Here is a 15,312-nt window from a genome sequence, read left to right as displayed (position 1 = left end):
CTCCCGCACTTGAAAAGTCTCTGTGCACCCCTATATCAAAGTTACGGGCAGGGCGCTCAGGCGAGGCCCTCCCGCGGAAGCCCGGTCTTCGGACGGGCACATCTTGAATATTGCTCTGAATTGAGGATATGACAATGCGTAACTTTGATTTTTCCCCGCTTTACCGCTCTGCGATTGGTTTCGATCGTATGGCTAACCTGCTCGATGCGATGACTGCCAGCGAGCAGAACCAGCCCGCTTATCCCCCGTACAATATCGAGCTGACTGGTGAAGACAGTTACCGGATCAGTATGGCGGTGGCTGGCTTCGAAAAGTCGGAACTGGAACTCCAGGTGGAGCAGAACCGCCTTACCGTCCGCGGCAAGCAGTCCGAAGAGGATGGTGAGCAGCGCCAGTTCCTGCATCGCGGTATTGCCGCGCGCGATTTCGAACGGCGCTTCCAGCTGGCAGACCACGTCAAGGTAGTGGATGCGAACCTGTCGAACGGGCTGCTCCATATCGACCTGGTGCGCGAGATTCCCGAGGCGATGAAACCCCGCCAGATTGAGATCGGTGAAGGTCGCCTGCTGCAGGCGGACCGCAAGCCCGCCGATGAAGAGCAGGCTGCCTGATAGACGCAGGCGTGAGCCCAAGCTGCCCGCTGTGTGGCCATCCGGCCGCACAGCCCTATCACCGGGACAATTTCCGCAGCTATCACCAGTGCGCCGTGTGCGCGCTGGTGTTCGTCCCTGAGCAATTCCAACTCTCCGCGACAGACGAGCGCGCCTATTACGACCTGCATGAGAATTCCCTGGAAGACGCGGGTTACCGGCGTTTCCTGGCCCGCTGTGCCGCGCCGCTGGTAGAGGCACTGCCCCCGGCATCACGCGGTCTCGATTTCGGCTGCGGGCCGGCGCCCCTGCTGGCCAGCATGCTCTCAGAGGCCGGTCACAGAGTTGAGCTCTACGATGCCTTTTACGCGCCGGACAGGTGCGTCCTGAAGGGGGAATTCGACTTTATCGTGGCGACCGAAGTGGTCGAGCACCTCTCCCGGCCGGGAGAGGTCCTGGGCTTGCTCTGGTCGCGGCTGCGCGAGGGCGGCATTCTCGCCCTGATGACGAAGCTGGTGATTTCACCGGAACGCTTTGCGCAGTGGCACTATATCCGCGATCCCACCCATATCTGCTTTTTCAGCAGGGAAACCCTGCGCTGGCTGGCAGCCCGGCTCGGAGCCGGTATCGAGTTTGTGGACAGCGACGTGATTTTCCTGCGCAAGTGACGGTTTCAGGTATTAACCCGGAACAGTTTTGCACGGACGGTCGTGCGGTATTCGCTGGGCGTGGTGGCCAGGAACTTCTTGAATAGCGCGGTGAAGTGACCCATGTCCTGGTATCCCACCTTCTCGGCGATCTCGTTCACTGACAGGTTGCTCGACTGCAGCAGTTCGCGTGCCATGTCCACACGCACGTTCTGCAAGTACTGAAGCGGCGTCTGTCCGGTGGCAAGCTTGAAGCGGCGGTTGAACGAGCGCACGCTCATATCGAAATGGCCGGCTACCTCGCTGAGCCGAACTTCTTCGCTACAGTGTTCCTTCAGCCACGTCTGAGCCTGTACGATCTCCTCATCGGGGTGTAAGTGCACCGAGCCCTCGGAGTAGGCTATTTCCTCAAAGGGGCGGCGAATTTCATGGGAGAAATTGCGCTCAACATGGCTTGCGACAGACGGTCCGTACAGCTGCCGAATCAGGTGCACGGTCACGTCGGCGAGCGCGTTGACGCTGGCTGCACAGAACAGCTTGTCGGCCTGGGTGATGAAGTACTGCCGCTTGAGCTTCACCTGTGGGTAGTCTGCGGCGAAGCGCTCGAAGTAGTGCCAGTGGGTGGTCGCGGGCTTGCCATCGAGCAGTCCCGCCTCGGCGAGAAAACACACCCCGGTGCCCACTGCGCTGATGGCAGCGCCGGCCTCGGCCTGCTGGCGCAACCATTGCTGCAGTGCCGCACTGCGGCGCAGCGCGGGCCGCGGGTTGCGCCACAGGGCCGGGAGGTAGATTATGTCGCTGTCAGGTGCATCCGCGAGCGCAGCATCGGGGGTGAGCGGAAATCCGGAGCGGGTGGCGACGGGCTTGCCGTCGAGACTCACGGTCACGATTTTCAGCGGGCCTTCTTTGCCTTCGGCCCGGGCGCGACTCTGTGCCCCGCGCAGCATTTCCAGCGGCAATACCGTGCCGGTTGCCAGCATCTGGTCGATCAGTACAAAAGTGACAGTTCGCATTACTTCTCTGAAGTCTAAGAGGCCCTGAGGGTGTCATTGGCCAGAAACTCAATTTTGCTGGCCAGTATGCCCATAACGAGGCCGATTCGCCACCCCCTAAACTGACCTCCTGTCGAATTTAGTCAATTTCGCAGCTTTCAGCTGGAGGTAAGGATGCAGCGCCTACCCGTCATCACCGCTTTCGGAGGATTCAATCCCGCCGGACGGAGTTCCTTTCACCGCGGCTATCGGCGCCTGGTGCTCGACTGCCTCGGTACTGGCGAGCGGGCGGACGTCCTGTCCGACCTGGCGGCGCTGATGGGATTGCGTAAGGGCGCGAAGGCCGGTGGCCCGCTCGACGCCGCACTCGAACAGCAGGTCATCGACGGCACCCTGGTGAGGGAGCTGGAGCAGCGCTTTTATGACTACCGTAAGTGTCACTATCACCAGCCCGCCGAACTGAGCAGTTCGGACGGCTTTACATTCGAGATGGCGGCACGCCAGCTGCCGGATCCGCTGCCCGAAGACTGGCAGGTGGAAGCACTCGGGGAGGGGCGGGTACGCGTGCGTTGTGCCGGCCTGTCGGTGATGCTGGACAGTTATCGGGAGATCCCGGTGGCGTCGGCCGGGCAGTTGCCCACCGGCTTCGAGCCGGGACAGGAGTACAATTCCCGCTTCCATCCCCGGGGCTTGCAGCTGGCGATTCTCGGCGCTTCCGATGCGGTACAGGCGCTGGGCATCGACTGGGAAACCGTCGTGGCTGCAGCCGGCCCCCAGAACATCTCGGTCTATGCCAGCTCTGCCATGAGCCAGCTGGATCCCTACGGCAATGGTGGCCTGTTGCAGTCGCGCCTGCGCGGTACCCGGGTGAGCTCCAAGCAGCTGGCCCTGGGGCTTACCAGCATGCCTGCGGACTTTGTCAACGCCTATGTGCTCGGTAGCGTAGGCACTACCGGGGCGGTGGCCGGTGCCTGTGCAACCTACCTGTACAACCTGCGGGCTGCGGTGGAGGATATCCGCCACGGGCGTGCCCGGGTGGCCGTGGTCGGGGCCGCCGAAGCCCCGCTGGTACCAGAAGTTGTCGACGGCTATACGACTATGGGTGCGCTCGCCAATATCGATGGGCTGCGCAAGCTGTTCCCCGGAGAGATCGATTATCGCCGCGCGAGCCGGCCCTTCGGGGAGAACTGTGGTTTCACCCTCGGTGAGGGTACCCAGTGGGCCATCCTGATGGACGATGAATTGGCGCTGGAACTTGGGGCGTCAATCCACGGCGCGGTTGCCAACGTCTTTGTCAACGCGGACGGCACCAAGAAATCCATCTCCGCACCGGGGCCGGGCAATTACCTCACGGTGGCCCGTGCGCTGGCCGAGACCCGCGCCATCGTCGGCGAGGAGAGCCTGCAGCGGCGCAGTTTTGTCCAGGCGCACGGTTCCAGCACTCCGCAGAACCGGGTCACCGAGTCAGCCATCTTCGACCGGCTGGCAGGGGCCTTCGGCATAGAGAACTGGCCGGTGTGTGCGGTCAAGGCGTACCTGGGGCACACTGTCTCTGCCGCCAGTGGTGACCAGTTGATTACCAGCCTGGGCATGTTCGCGCACGGCATCCTTCCGGGGATTACCACCATTGATCGCGTTGCCGATGACGTGCACCACAAGAATCTGGATATTTCGCTGGAGCACCGGGAGCGGGCACCGGACTCGATCGATGTGGCATTCCTCAATTCCAAGGGCTTTGGCGGCAACAATGCCACGGCCAGCGTCCTGTCTCCCCGCCTGGTCGAGGGCATGCTGTCCCGGCGCCACGGTGAAAAGGCAATGACCGGATTCCGGCAGCGCAATGAGGCCGTCCGTGACCGGGCGCTGGCCTATGACCAGCGTGCGGCAACGGGTGACCTGAATGCTATCTACCGCTTTGGCGAGGGACTGGTGGACGAAGAGTTGATCGAGGTCTCCACCGACAATGTGTCACTGCCCGGCGTGGCGCCAGTAAACCTGCCTGACGTCAATCCCTTCGAAGACATGTGCTAGGGTTGCCGCCGGTTGCGAAAGGCGTAGACTGGAGCCATGCAACAGGCGGGTGAACTATGGCTGGAACCGAACCGGCGACGAAAGCCCCGGAACTCAGGGAAGAGGACAGCGTCGATGTCGGCGCGCGGCTTCGGTCTGTGCGCCTGATGCGGGGCTGGTCCCAGCGCGAGCTCGCGAAACGCGCGGGCGTCACCAATGCCACCATCTCCCTGATCGAGCAGGGGAGGGTCAGCCCGTCAGTGGGTTCGCTGAAGAAGGTGCTGGACAGTATCCCCATGTCTCTTGCGGAGTTTTTCTCCCTGCAGCTCGATGATTCCCCCTCCGTCTTTTTTCGCGCCGAAGATATGCCGGATGTGGGCACCGGCGCGGTCGGGCACCGCCTTCTTGCCGCTGGCCACAGTAACCGCGAGATGTCTATCCTGTACGAAACCTATCCCCCCGGAGGTGACACCGGGCCGGAGATGCTCAGCCATTCCGGTGAGGAGGGGGGAATCGTCGTATCAGGTCAATTGGAGGTAACCGTAGGCGCCGAGGTGGCGGTTCTCGGCCCCGGCGACGGCTACTATTTCAGCAGCCGCAGGCCGCACCGCTTCCGCAATCCGGGAGATTGCGACTGTATTCTCGTGAGTGCCAACACCCCACCCTGCGTGTGACGGGGCGCGGCAAGGTTTTGCGGCATTTTCACTGTCAGTCGACGGAATCCTGGCCAAATTCTGAACTCCTGTACCGCTGGTGCCATCGAATTTGTAACAAAAGACTATTCAAACGTATGTTTGAATCTGGCTATACTAGGGCTGGCTGACCGAAATGGGGCAGGTCGTCACTCTAATCTGACGGCGCCCTCAATCCCCGGTCCCACACAATTTCGACCCCGGGCCAACTCGAGCCCCGAATCCAAGAGGTCAATCAATGTTATTCAAAGGCAAAGCGCTAACCGTGCAGATGCTGGACAACGGCATCGCCGAGCTCAACTTCAACCTCGAAGGTGAGTCCGTTAACAAGTTCAATCGCCAGACTGTAGCGGAGTTCTCCGAGGCACTGGACGCGATCGAAGCGGCGGATGGCCTCAAGGGTGTGCTGCTGACCAGTGGCAAGGATGTGTTTATCGTCGGTGCTGACATCACCGAGTTCGGCAGTGCTTTTTCCGCCGGGCCGGAAGGTGTCGCCGAGCTGATGAACAAGAACAACGAAAATATCAGCCGCCTGGAAGACCTGCCGGTACCCAGCGTGGTGGCGATCAACGGCTATGCCCTCGGTGGCGGTTTTGAGGTCTGCCTGGGCTGTGACTATCGCGTGATGGGCGACAAGGCGAAGGTCGGATTGCCGGAAACCAAGCTTGGCCTCATTCCCGGCTGGGGCGGCACTGTGCGCCTGCCGCGTATTGTGGGTGTGGATGTCGCCGCCGAGTGGATCGCCGCTGGCAAGGAGCAGAAGCCGGATGCGGCCCTGACCGCTTACGCGGTGGATGCGGTGGTGCCCACGGACAAGCTCAGGGACGCTGCACTCAAGCTGCTCGGTCGCGCCATCAATGGTGACCTGGATTACAAGGCCCGCCGCGAAATCAAGAAGTCGCCGATTCCCCTCAACGACACCGAGGCGATGATGGCCTTCTTCACCACCAAGGCTTTCGTGGGCGCGCAGGCCGGGCGTCACTATCCGTCCCCGGTGAAGGCGGTCGAATCCATCGAGGAGGGGTACAAGGTCGGTCGCGACGAGGCCCTGAAAATCGAGCAGCAGAAGTTCATCGAGTGTGCCCAGACAGACACGGCCGAGTCCCTGGTCAACCTGTTCCTGAACGACCAGAAAATCGGCAAGGTTGCCAAGGGCTGGGAAAAGAAGGCGGACAAGAAGATCGAGCGCGCCGCGGTACTGGGCGCTGGGATCATGGGTGGCGGTATTGCCTACCAGTCAGCCTACAAGGGTACCCCCATCAAGATGAAGGACATCGACCAGAAGGGTATCGACCTGGGCCTGAAAGAGGCCAACAAGCTGCTGACCAAGCTCGTCGACCGGGGCCGTATGACGCCGGCCAAGATGGGTGAGACGCTGAACCGCATTGAGCCGACCCTGAGCTATGACGGCTTCGACGATGTCGACGTGGTGGTAGAGGCCGTGGTGGAAAAGCTGAAGGTCAAGCACTCGGTACTGGCCGAGGTGGAAGGCAAGGTCAGCGACGACACCGTGATCGCCTCCAATACGTCGACCATTTCCATCGACAAGTTGGCTGAAGCCCTGAAGCGACCGGAAAACTTCCTCGGCATGCATTTCTTCAACCCGGTGCACAAGATGCCGCTGGTGGAAGTGATTCGCGGTGAGAAGACCTCTGACAACGCCATTGCGCGTGTGGTGGCCTTCGCCAACAAGATGGGCAAGAAGCCGATCGTGGTCCGCGACTGCCCCGGCTTCCTGGTCAACCGCGTGCTGTTCCCGTATTTCGCTGGCTTCTCCATGCTCGTGCGAGACGGCGCGGATTTCCAGGAGATCGACAAGGTCATGGAGCGTTGGGGCTGGCCGATGGGTCCCGCCTACCTGATGGACGTGGTCGGTATCGATACCGGTGTGCATGCCGAAGAAGTAATGGCCGAGGGTTTCCCGGAGCGCATGGGCAAGTCCTTCAAGGCCGCCTCCGATGTCATGTACGAAGCCGAGCGCTACGGCCAGAAGAACGGCAAGGGCTTCTACAACTACGAAGAGGACAAGAAGGGCAGGCCCAAGAAGGTGGCTACCGATGAGTCCTATGAACTGCTCAAGCCACATGTGGCCGAGCCGCAAGAGTTCGAGAAGGATGTAATCATCGAGCGCATGATGGTGCCCATGGCCACCGAAATGGCCCGCTGCCTGGAGGAGGATATCGTGGGTTCCCCGGCTGAGGGCGATATGGCCCTGATTTACGGTATCGGTTTCCCGCCCTTCCGCGGTGGCATCTTCAGCTGGCTCGACAAGATCGGCATGGCTGAGTTCGTGAAGATGGCAGACAAGTACGCAGACCTCGGTGAACTGTACAAGCCCACCGAGCGCATGCGCGAAATGGCCGAGAAAGGCGAAACCTACTACGGCAATAAGTGAGGAGAATTAACGTGAGTCTGAATCCCAGAGATGCCGTGATTGTCGACTACGCCCGCACGGCCATGGGCCGCTCCAAGAACGGCGTATACCGCAACGTGCGTGCTGACGACATGTCAGCAGAACTGCTGAAAAAATTTCTCCAGCGCAATGACAAGCTGGACCCGGCTGAAATCGATGACCTGATCTGGGGCTGCGTGATGCAGCGGGACGAGCAGGGCTTCAACGTTGCCCGCTTTATCGTTCTGCGTGCCGGGCTGCCCCATACCATTCCTGCGCAGACGGTGAACCGCCTGTGCGGTTCTTCAATGTCTTCCCTGCACACTGCCGCGGCCAACATTCGCGCGGGCCTTGGTGACGTGTACGTGGTGGGCGGTGTCGAGCACATGGGGCACCTGAATATGATGGAGCACGTCAGCCCCAACCCGATGCTCGGTCGCCATATGGCCAAGGCAGCCGGTTCCATGGGTATGACCGCTGAATACCTGGCCATGATGCACGGTATCCAGCGCAAGCAGATGGACGAGTTTGGTGCGCGTTCCCACCAGCGTGCCGCTGCCGCCACCAAGGAGGGTAAGTTCAACCGGGAGATCATCGCGATCGAGGGTCACGACGAGGACGGCGTACCCTTCCTGGTGGAGTCTGACCAGACCATCCGCCCGGATACCACCGTCGAGGGCCTGTCACAGCTCAAGCCTGCGTTCGATCCGAAGCACGGCCAGGTGACCGCGGGAACTTCCTCCCAGATTACCGACGGCGCCTCGGTCATGCTGGTTATGTCCGCCGAGCGTGCCAAGGCACTGGGACTGGAGCCGATTGCCAAGGTGCGTGAGATGGCGCTGGCTGGCGTCGACCCGTCAATCATGGGCTACGGCCCGGTGCCTGCCACCCGGAAGGCGCTGAAGAGTGCAGGGCTGGGTATCGGCGATATCGACAAGGTCGAGCTGAACGAGGCTTTTGCGGCACAGGCGCTACCAGTGCTGAAGGACCTGGAGCTGCTCGATGACATGGACCAGAAGGTGAACCTCTACGGGGGCGCCATCGCCCTGGGGCACCCGTTTGGCTGCAGTGGCGTCCGTATCACGGGTACCCTGTTGTCGGTTATGCAGAATGAGGGCGGGGACCTTGGTGTGTCCACCATGTGTATCGGCCTCGGCCAGGGCATTACCACTATCGTGGAGCGGGTCTGACAGGCCTTCTGCCTCTGGCACGGAAAGGGCGCCCGCCGGGCGCCCTTTTTTATTGTCCGCAGCCCCCTCGCGGCGGTGGCCGCCGCGGGCATTTTGTTGAAGCGCCCCCGTGGCTGTGGCACAATCTGCTCCCCCTGTCGCGGGGCCCACGGGTCAGTGCAGTAAAATGCATATATATCAATGAGTTAGCGGCAGTGGTCACGGGGACGTGGTGGAATTGGTAGACACGCCAGATTTAGGTTCTGGTGCCGCAAGGTGTGGGAGTTCAAGTCTCCCCGTCCCCACCAAGCTATGAACAGTGCAGTCCGCTCAGCCGGCCCGGACAGTGGCCAGGCGCGGACTGCTTGTATTTGGCGCCAGCCTGCCAGTCAGCTATTCGCGACCGGTGCTGGGCCTGAGAGGAAGGTCGATCGGAAGGCTCCGTCGACCACGCAAGAGCTGGCGCTGCGGCGCGACTACAGAGAGTCTCACGAGGATTAAGATGCAGGTTTCCATCGAAACAACTTCCGGCCTGGAGCGTCGTCTGACCGTCAACCTGCCGGCGGAAGTCGTCGATAAAGAAGTGGATAAACGTCTCCAGCAGGCGGCCAAGACCGTGCGCATTAACGGTTTCCGCAAGGGCAAGGTGCCGCTGAAAGTTGTCCGCCAGCGCTATGGCGCAGGCGTGCGCCAGGAAGTGCTGGGCGAAGTGATGAGCCGCTCTTTCTACGAGGCCGTGCAGCAGGAGCAGGTAAAGCCTGCCGGTCAGCCCAGCATCGAGGCCAAGCAGACCGAGCCGGGCGAGAACCTGGAGTATGTCGCCACTTTCGAGGTTTACCCGGAAGTTGAGCTGGCCGACCTGGCTGAGCTGAGCGTTGAGCGCCCGGTTGCGGAAGTGACCGACAAAGACGTCGACAACATGATCGACGTTCTGCGCAAGCAGCAGTCCGGCTGGAAAGATACCAAGCGCAAGGCCCAGAAGGGTGACCGTGTGACCATCGACTTCGTCGGCAAGAAAGACGGCGAAGAGTTCGAGGGTGGCAAGGCCGAGGATCACCAGCTGGTGCTGGGCTCCGGCCAGATGATCCCGGGCTTCGAGGACGGTATCCTGGGCATGAAGCCGGGCGAGGAGAAGGACATCGAGGTGACCTTCCCCGAGGACTACCAGGCCGAAGAGCTGCGCGGCGCTGAAGTTACTTTTACCATCAAGGTGAAGTCCTCCGAGAAACCCGAGCTGCCCGAACTCGATGAGGAGTTCTTCAAGGCCTATGGCGTCGAAGAGGGCGGCGAGGAGAAGTTCCGCGAGGAAGTGCGCAACAACATGGAGCGCGAGCTGAAGAACGCGGCACAGAACAAGGTCAAGACCCAGGTCATGGACCAGCTGTTCGAGAAGCACCAGGTTGAGCTGCCGGCTGCACTGGTTGCCGGCGAGGTCCAGACCCTGCGTGGCCAGATGGTCCAGCAGTTCGGTGGCCAGATCAAGCCGGAGGATGCCGCCAGGATGCTCCCGGACACCATGTTCGAAGAGCAGGCCAAGCGCCGCGTAGTGCTCGGCCTGGTTGTGGGCGAGATCGTCAAGCAGAATGAACTGCAGGTCGATGCCTCGCGCGTGAAAGCCAAGGTTGAAGAGCTTGCTTCCACTTACCAGCAGCCGGAGGAAGTTGTCGAGTACTACTTCAGCAACCGCGAGCTGCTTTCCGGTGTCGAGTCTGTGGTGCTGGAAGACCAGGTGGTGGATTTCGTGCTGGACAAGGCGAAGGTCGAGGAAGTCAAGAGCTCCTACGACGACGTTATCAAGCCCCAGCAGCAAGGCTAAAATGCCTCTGCCCGGCGGCCGCCTGAGCGGTCGCCGGATCCCTTTCTTCCCCCCTTCCCGCCGGCTGGCTTTCTCGCGCCCGACCGGTTAAGCTCAGAAAACCCAGTATTTCAGCCCCTGGCAGTTCCGGGGCCTCTCGCCTGATACGCCAAAAAAGGAAGCGACGGTACTTATGGCACGTTTTGAATACCCCCAGTCCACCATCGAAACCTCAGCCTCCGGGCTTGTGCCCATGGTTGTGGAGCAAACTGCCCGCGGCGAGCGTTCTTTCGATATTTATTCCCGCCTGCTCAAGGAGCGGGTGATCTTCCTGGTTGGGCCGGTCGAGGACCACATGGCGAACCTGGTGGTTGCACAGCTGCTGTTCCTGGAGGCGGAAAATCCTGACAAGGACATTCACCTGTACATTAACTCCCCGGGGGGATCGGTGACTGCCGGCCTGTCCATTTACGACACCATGCAGTTTATCAAGCCTGACGTGAGCACCATGTGTATCGGCCAGGCGTGCAGTATGGGGGCATTCCTGCTTGCGTCCGGTGCTACGGGCAAGCGTTTTGCCACGCCCAATTCACGGGTAATGATCCACCAGCCCAGTGGCGGCGCCCAGGGGCAGGCAAGCGATATCCACATTCACGCCCAGGAAATCCTCAAGATCCGGCAGCGCCTCAACGAGCTGATGGCGCACCATTCCGGGCGCAGCATTGAAGAGATAGAGCGGGATACCGAACGGGACAAGTTCCTCAGCGCCGACGAGGCGAGCGAGTACGGACTTGTAGACGACGTACTTACCCGTCGCCAGGGGCTGGAGAAGTAACGCGGTTGGCCGGTCGGAAATCTGCCTGGCCCGGTTGTCCGTCCCCCCGGACGACAAAAGGCTTGAAAAACGCGCCGAAAGGCAGCATCTTGCTATAGAACACATGAGAGAAGCCGGGCCACCGGCTGGCCGACTGAGCACGGAGTATTTTGATGACCGACCAGAGCAGTGGAGAAGACAACGGCAAACTGCTGTACTGTTCTTTCTGTGGCAAAAGCCAGCAGGAGGTGCGCAAGCTGATTGCGGGCCCGTCTGTCTTTATCTGCGACGAATGTGTCGAACTTTGCACCGATATCATTCGAGAAGAGGTACAGGAGAGTTCGGAAGGTCCGGAGGGCCGGCTGCCCACCCCGAAAGAGATTACCGAGATCCTTGACCAGTACGTCATTGGCCAGGAGCGAGCCAAGCGCGTGCTGGCGGTGGCTGTGTACAATCACTACAAGCGCCTGCGCAGCAAGGGCGCGGTCAAGGGCAAGGATGAAGTCGAGCTCAGCAAGTCCAACATCCTGCTGGTGGGTCCCACCGGCAGCGGTAAGACGCTGCTGGCAGAGACACTTGCGCGCCTGCTCAATGTACCGTTCACCATCGCGGATGCGACCACATTGACCGAGGCCGGCTATGTGGGCGAGGACGTCGAGAACATCATCCAGAAGCTGCTGCAGAAGTGTGACTATGACGTCGAAAAAGCGCAGCAGGGTATCGTCTATATCGATGAGATCGACAAGATTTCCCGCAAGTCAGACAACCCGTCGATTACCCGGGATGTCTCCGGTGAGGGCGTCCAGCAGGCCCTGCTTAAGCTGATCGAGGGCACGGTCGCCTCAGTACCCCCACAGGGCGGGCGCAAGCATCCCCAGCAGGAGTTCCTGCAGGTGGATACCACCAACATCCTGTTTATCTGCGGGGGCGCCTTTGCGGGTCTCGACAAGGTTATCCGCGACCGCTCGGAAAAGGGCGGCATCGGCTTCAGTGCCGAGGTGAAGTCCAAGGACAACAAAAGCAACTTTGGCGAAATCCTGCTGGGTCTCGAGCCGGAAGACCTGGTGCGCTACGGCCTGATACCGGAGTTCGTCGGTCGCCTGCCGGTCACCGCTACGCTCGAGGAGCTGGACGGGCCGGCCCTGGTCCAGATCCTTACCGAGCCGCGCAACGCGCTCACCAAGCAGTACGGCAAGCTGTTCGAGATGGAAGGTGTCGAGCTGGATTTCCGTCCAGATGCCCTGGACGCGGTGGCCGCCAAGGCCATGGAGCGGAAAACCGGTGCCCGGGGCCTGCGCTCGATCATGGAATCGGTCCTGCTGGAGACGATGTACGACATTCCTTCTATGGATAATGTCGCCAAGGTTGTGATCGACGAAGCGGTCATCAAGGGCGAGTCGGCGCCATTACTGGTCTATGAGAGTAATGACGCCAATACGCAGAAGGCGGCTCCCGAGGAGTAGAGACCTTCCGGCATAAAAAAGCCCCGTTTCGGGGCTTTTTTTATGCCTGTGAAAATTGTGCGGCAGTCTGGGGTATCTGGCGCCTCGCGCAGATAGATTCCCGTCGGGGGCCGAATATCCCTATATTATTAACGGTCAGGAAAGGCTGGCGATTGGGAAGTGACTGGTGGGGGCAAAAATCCCCGTGACCGGCCCTTGTAATACGGCCGCCGTCACCCCATCTTCTAGCCTTAGCCGCAGGTTTGCGGATGAATTTTCAGCGTTGCGGCCAATCGCGGCGCGACTGTATACCCAGTGATCGGGCCGAGAGGAGTTCTATGGATCAGCCATCCGACACCAAGCAAGAGTTTCCGCTGCTGCCATTGCGCGACGTTGTCGTGTACCCGCATATGGTCATCCCGCTGTTTGTGGGCCGGGAAAAATCCATCGATGCGCTGGAAGAGGCCATGCGTACCGATAAGCAGGTGCTTCTCGTTGCCCAGCGGCAGGCCTCGGAGGATGACCCCGGCGCGGATGACGTTTACCGCGTGGGTACTGTCGCCAGTGTTCTCCAGCTCCTGAAATTACCCGATGGAACCGTCAAGGTACTGGTGGAAGGAAGCCGGCGCGTCAATATTCTCGAGGTGATCGAGGGCGACGGTCACTACCGTGCCAGGGTAGAGCCGCTGGAGACAGAGGAGCTGCCCGAAGCCGAGGCCGAGGCCCTGGTGCGTTCCGCAATGAGCCAGTTCGAGCAGTATGTCTCGGTGAGCAAGAAAGTGCCGAGCGAGGTGATTACCTCCCTTTCCGGCATCGACGAGCCCGGGCGCCTGGCCGACACGATTGCCGCCCATATGTCGCTTGAGCTCGGCCAGAAACAGGAGCTGCTGGAGACATCGAGCGTCAAGGAGCGGCTCGAGACCCTGCTCGGCCTGATGGATTCGGAAATCGACCTGATCCAGGTGGAAAAGCGCATACGTGGCCGGGTCAAGAAGCAGATGGAAAAGAGCCAGCGCGAGTACTACCTGAATGAGCAGATGAAGGCCATTCAGAAGGAACTGGGTGAGATCACCGAAGAGCCCAACGAGGTCGAGGAGCTCGAGAAAAAAATCGCCGAATCCGGAATGAGTGCGGAAGCGGAGAAGAAAACCCGCGCCGAGCTGGCGAAACTGAAGATGATGTCGCCGATGTCCGCGGAAGCATCCGTGCTGCGCAGTTACATCGACTGGATGCTGAGTGTGCCGTGGAAGAAGGCCAGCCGGGTCAGGCACGACCTGAAAAAGGCGGAGGAAATCCTCGACAAGGATCACTACGGGCTCGAGGAGGTCAAGGAGCGTATCCTCGAATACCTCGCTGTGCAGAAGCGCGTCAAGAAAGTGAAGGGGCCGATCCTTTGCCTGGTCGGGCCTCCCGGCGTCGGCAAGACCTCCCTGGGCCAGTCAGTGGCGCGGGCGACCAACCGGAAATATGTACGCATGGCCCTCGGTGGCGTGCGGGATGAGGCGGAGATCCGCGGCCACCGCCGCACTTATATCGGTTCCCTGCCAGGCAAGCTGATCCAGAAGATCTCGAAAGTGGGGGTCAAGAACCCGCTGTTCCTCCTCGACGAGGTGGACAAGATGGGCATGGACCAGCGCGGCGACCCCGCTTCGGCGCTGCTGGAGGTTCTCGACCCCGAGCAGAACAAGTCATTCAACGACCATTACCTCGAGGTTGATTATGACCTGTCCGATGTGATGTTCGTGTGTACCTCCAACTCCATGAATATCCCGGGCCCGCTGCTCGACCGGATGGAAGTTATCCGCCTGCCGGGCTATACGGAGGACGAGAAGGTCAACATCACCCAGCGCTACCTGGTCCCGAAGCAGCGCAAAGCGAATGGCCTGAAAGAGGACGAGTTGTCGCTGTCCGATGATACCGTCCGGGACATCATCCGTTATTACACCCGCGAGGCCGGGGTGCGCGGGCTCGACCGCGAGATCGCCAAGATCTGCCGCAAGATTGTTACCGAGCACGTACGCAAGTCCACCACCAGCAAGGCAGTGGTCCAGCCCGACCAGCTGGAAGACCTGCTGGGTGTGCGGAAGTATGACTTCGGTCGCGCCGAGGAGGAAAACAAGATCGGCCAGGTTACCGGGCTCGCGTGGACAGAAGTGGGTGGTGAGTTGCTTACCATCGAGTCCTCGGCAGTGCAGGGTAAGGGCCGTGTCATCAAGACCGGTTCGCTCGGTGATGTGATGCAGGAGTCTATCCAGGCGGCACTGACCGTTGTCAGGGCCCGGGCCCAGTCCCTCGGCATTGCACCAGACTTTCATGAAACCAGGGATATCCATATCCACGTGCCTGAGGGGGCCACCCCGAAAGACGGCCCGTCTGCGGGTATCGCGATGTGCACGGCGCTGGCTTCCGTTCTCACCGGTATTCCAGTGCGTTCGGACGTGGCCATGACCGGGGAGATTACCCTGCGGGGCGAAGTGTTGCGCATTGGTGGGTTGAAGGAAAAGCTGCTGGCGGCGCACAGGGGCGGCATCCAGACGGTGCTGATCCCGGCGGACAATGAGCGCGACCTGAAGGACATCCCGGACAATATCCTGCAGGACCTCACGATCAAGCCGGTCAAGTGGATCGACCAGGTGCTCGATCTTGCGCTTGAACACAAGCCGCAGTCCCTGACGGACGAAGAGTATTCGGCCCTGCAGAAGAAGGCTGAGGAGCGTTCCCAGGGCCAGGTTCGCACCCATTAATAAAATTCGCGCCATTGCAGGGGCA

Annotated in this window: 11 protein-coding genes and 1 tRNA gene; 11 read left to right on the top strand and 1 reads right to left on the bottom strand. The window is 60.7% G+C overall.

The genetic code is table 11. The features are described from left to right. Positions 1–134: 134 nt before the first annotated feature. Both BLT26_RS09800 and BLT26_RS09795 read left to right on the top strand, forming a co-directional pair. Positions 135–611 carry an Hsp20 family protein gene (locus tag BLT26_RS09800; RefSeq protein ID WP_091512844.1) on the top strand — a complete coding sequence of 159 codons (477 nt, stop codon included), beginning with the start codon at positions 135–137 and terminating at the stop codon, positions 609–611. 11 nt (positions 612–622) lie between these two features. Then, positions 623–1,258 (top strand): class I SAM-dependent methyltransferase, encoded by a 636-nt coding sequence (locus BLT26_RS09795; RefSeq protein WP_091512841.1) that lies wholly within the window; start codon positions 623–625, stop codon positions 1,256–1,258. A 5-nt stretch (positions 1,259–1,263) separates the two neighbouring features. Here the strand turns inward: BLT26_RS09795 and BLT26_RS09790 are convergent, their stop codons facing one another. Next, complete coding sequence (locus BLT26_RS09790; protein ID WP_091512837.1) at positions 1,264–2,250, bottom strand: GlxA family transcriptional regulator; 987 nt, start codon at positions 2,248–2,250, stop codon at positions 1,264–1,266. Between the two features lie 153 nt (positions 2,251–2,403). On the opposite strand from BLT26_RS09790, the gene BLT26_RS09785 reads away from it, so the two are divergent. The 9 genes from BLT26_RS09785 to lon all read left to right on the top strand — a co-directional run bounded on the left by BLT26_RS09785 (position 2,404) and on the right by lon (position 15,287). Further along, positions 2,404–4,260, top strand: coding sequence for a beta-ketoacyl synthase (locus BLT26_RS09785; protein WP_091512834.1), 1,857 nt, complete (start codon positions 2,404–2,406; stop codon positions 4,258–4,260). Positions 4,261–4,316: 56 nt separating this feature from the next. Further along, complete coding sequence (locus tag BLT26_RS09780; protein ID WP_091512831.1) at positions 4,317–4,913, top strand: cupin domain-containing protein; 597 nt, start codon at positions 4,317–4,319, stop codon at positions 4,911–4,913. Between the two features lie 256 nt (positions 4,914–5,169). Next, the gene (gene fadB / locus BLT26_RS09775; RefSeq protein ID WP_091512827.1) at positions 5,170–7,326 is read left to right on the top strand and encodes a fatty acid oxidation complex subunit alpha FadB; all 2,157 of its coding nucleotides are present in this window, start codon (positions 5,170–5,172) and stop codon (positions 7,324–7,326) included. An 11-nt stretch (positions 7,327–7,337) separates the two neighbouring features. Then, positions 7,338–8,513, top strand: coding sequence for an acetyl-CoA C-acyltransferase FadA (fadA, locus tag BLT26_RS09770; protein ID WP_091512824.1), 1,176 nt, complete (start codon positions 7,338–7,340; stop codon positions 8,511–8,513). A gap of 202 nt (positions 8,514–8,715) precedes the next feature. Continuing rightward, positions 8,716–8,800 (top strand) — tRNA-Leu (locus tag BLT26_RS09765). 194 nt (positions 8,801–8,994) lie between these two features. After that, a complete protein-coding gene (tig, locus tag BLT26_RS09760) occupies positions 8,995–10,308 on the top strand; it encodes a trigger factor (RefSeq protein WP_091512820.1) in 1,314 nt (437 codons plus the stop codon). A gap of 172 nt (positions 10,309–10,480) precedes the next feature. After that, the gene (gene clpP, locus BLT26_RS09755; RefSeq protein ID WP_091512816.1) at positions 10,481–11,122 is read left to right on the top strand and encodes an ATP-dependent Clp endopeptidase proteolytic subunit ClpP; all 642 of its coding nucleotides are present in this window, start codon (positions 10,481–10,483) and stop codon (positions 11,120–11,122) included. A gap of 152 nt (positions 11,123–11,274) precedes the next feature. Beyond that, entirely contained in the window at positions 11,275–12,564 is a 1,290-nt protein-coding gene (gene clpX, locus BLT26_RS09750; protein WP_091512813.1) for an ATP-dependent Clp protease ATP-binding subunit ClpX, read from the top strand. A gap of 317 nt (positions 12,565–12,881) precedes the next feature. Beyond that, entirely contained in the window at positions 12,882–15,287 is a 2,406-nt protein-coding gene (gene lon / locus BLT26_RS09745) for an endopeptidase La (protein WP_091512809.1), read from the top strand. Positions 15,288–15,312: the final 25 nt, after the last annotated feature.

The organism is Microbulbifer yueqingensis, from assembly GCF_900100355.1.
Lineage (GTDB): Bacteria > Pseudomonadota > Gammaproteobacteria > Pseudomonadales > Cellvibrionaceae > Microbulbifer > Microbulbifer yueqingensis.
The sequence above is the reverse complement of the archived record's forward strand: the minus strand, read 5'-3'. Positions and strand labels throughout refer to the sequence as shown.

Excerpts from the sequence above, each read along its gene's own strand:
- BLT26_RS09790 (WP_091512837.1), bottom strand. The coding sequence starts at position 2,250 with ATGCGAACTGTCACTTTTGTACTGATCGACCAGATGCTGGCAACCGGC.
- BLT26_RS09800 (WP_091512844.1), top strand. The coding sequence starts at position 135 with ATGCGTAACTTTGATTTTTCCCCGCTTTACCGCTCTGCGATTGGTTTC.
- tig (WP_091512820.1), top strand. The coding sequence starts at position 8,995 with ATGCAGGTTTCCATCGAAACAACTTCCGGCCTGGAGCGTCGTCTGACC.
- clpX (WP_091512813.1), top strand. The coding sequence starts at position 11,275 with ATGACCGACCAGAGCAGTGGAGAAGACAACGGCAAACTGCTGTACTGT.
- BLT26_RS09785 (WP_091512834.1), top strand. The coding sequence starts at position 2,404 with ATGCAGCGCCTACCCGTCATCACCGCTTTCGGAGGATTCAATCCCGCC.
- lon (WP_091512809.1), top strand. The coding sequence starts at position 12,882 with ATGGATCAGCCATCCGACACCAAGCAAGAGTTTCCGCTGCTGCCATTG.
- clpP (WP_091512816.1), top strand. The coding sequence starts at position 10,481 with ATGGCACGTTTTGAATACCCCCAGTCCACCATCGAAACCTCAGCCTCC.
- fadB (WP_091512827.1), top strand. The coding sequence starts at position 5,170 with ATGTTATTCAAAGGCAAAGCGCTAACCGTGCAGATGCTGGACAACGGC.
- BLT26_RS09780 (WP_091512831.1), top strand. The coding sequence starts at position 4,317 with ATGGCTGGAACCGAACCGGCGACGAAAGCCCCGGAACTCAGGGAAGAG.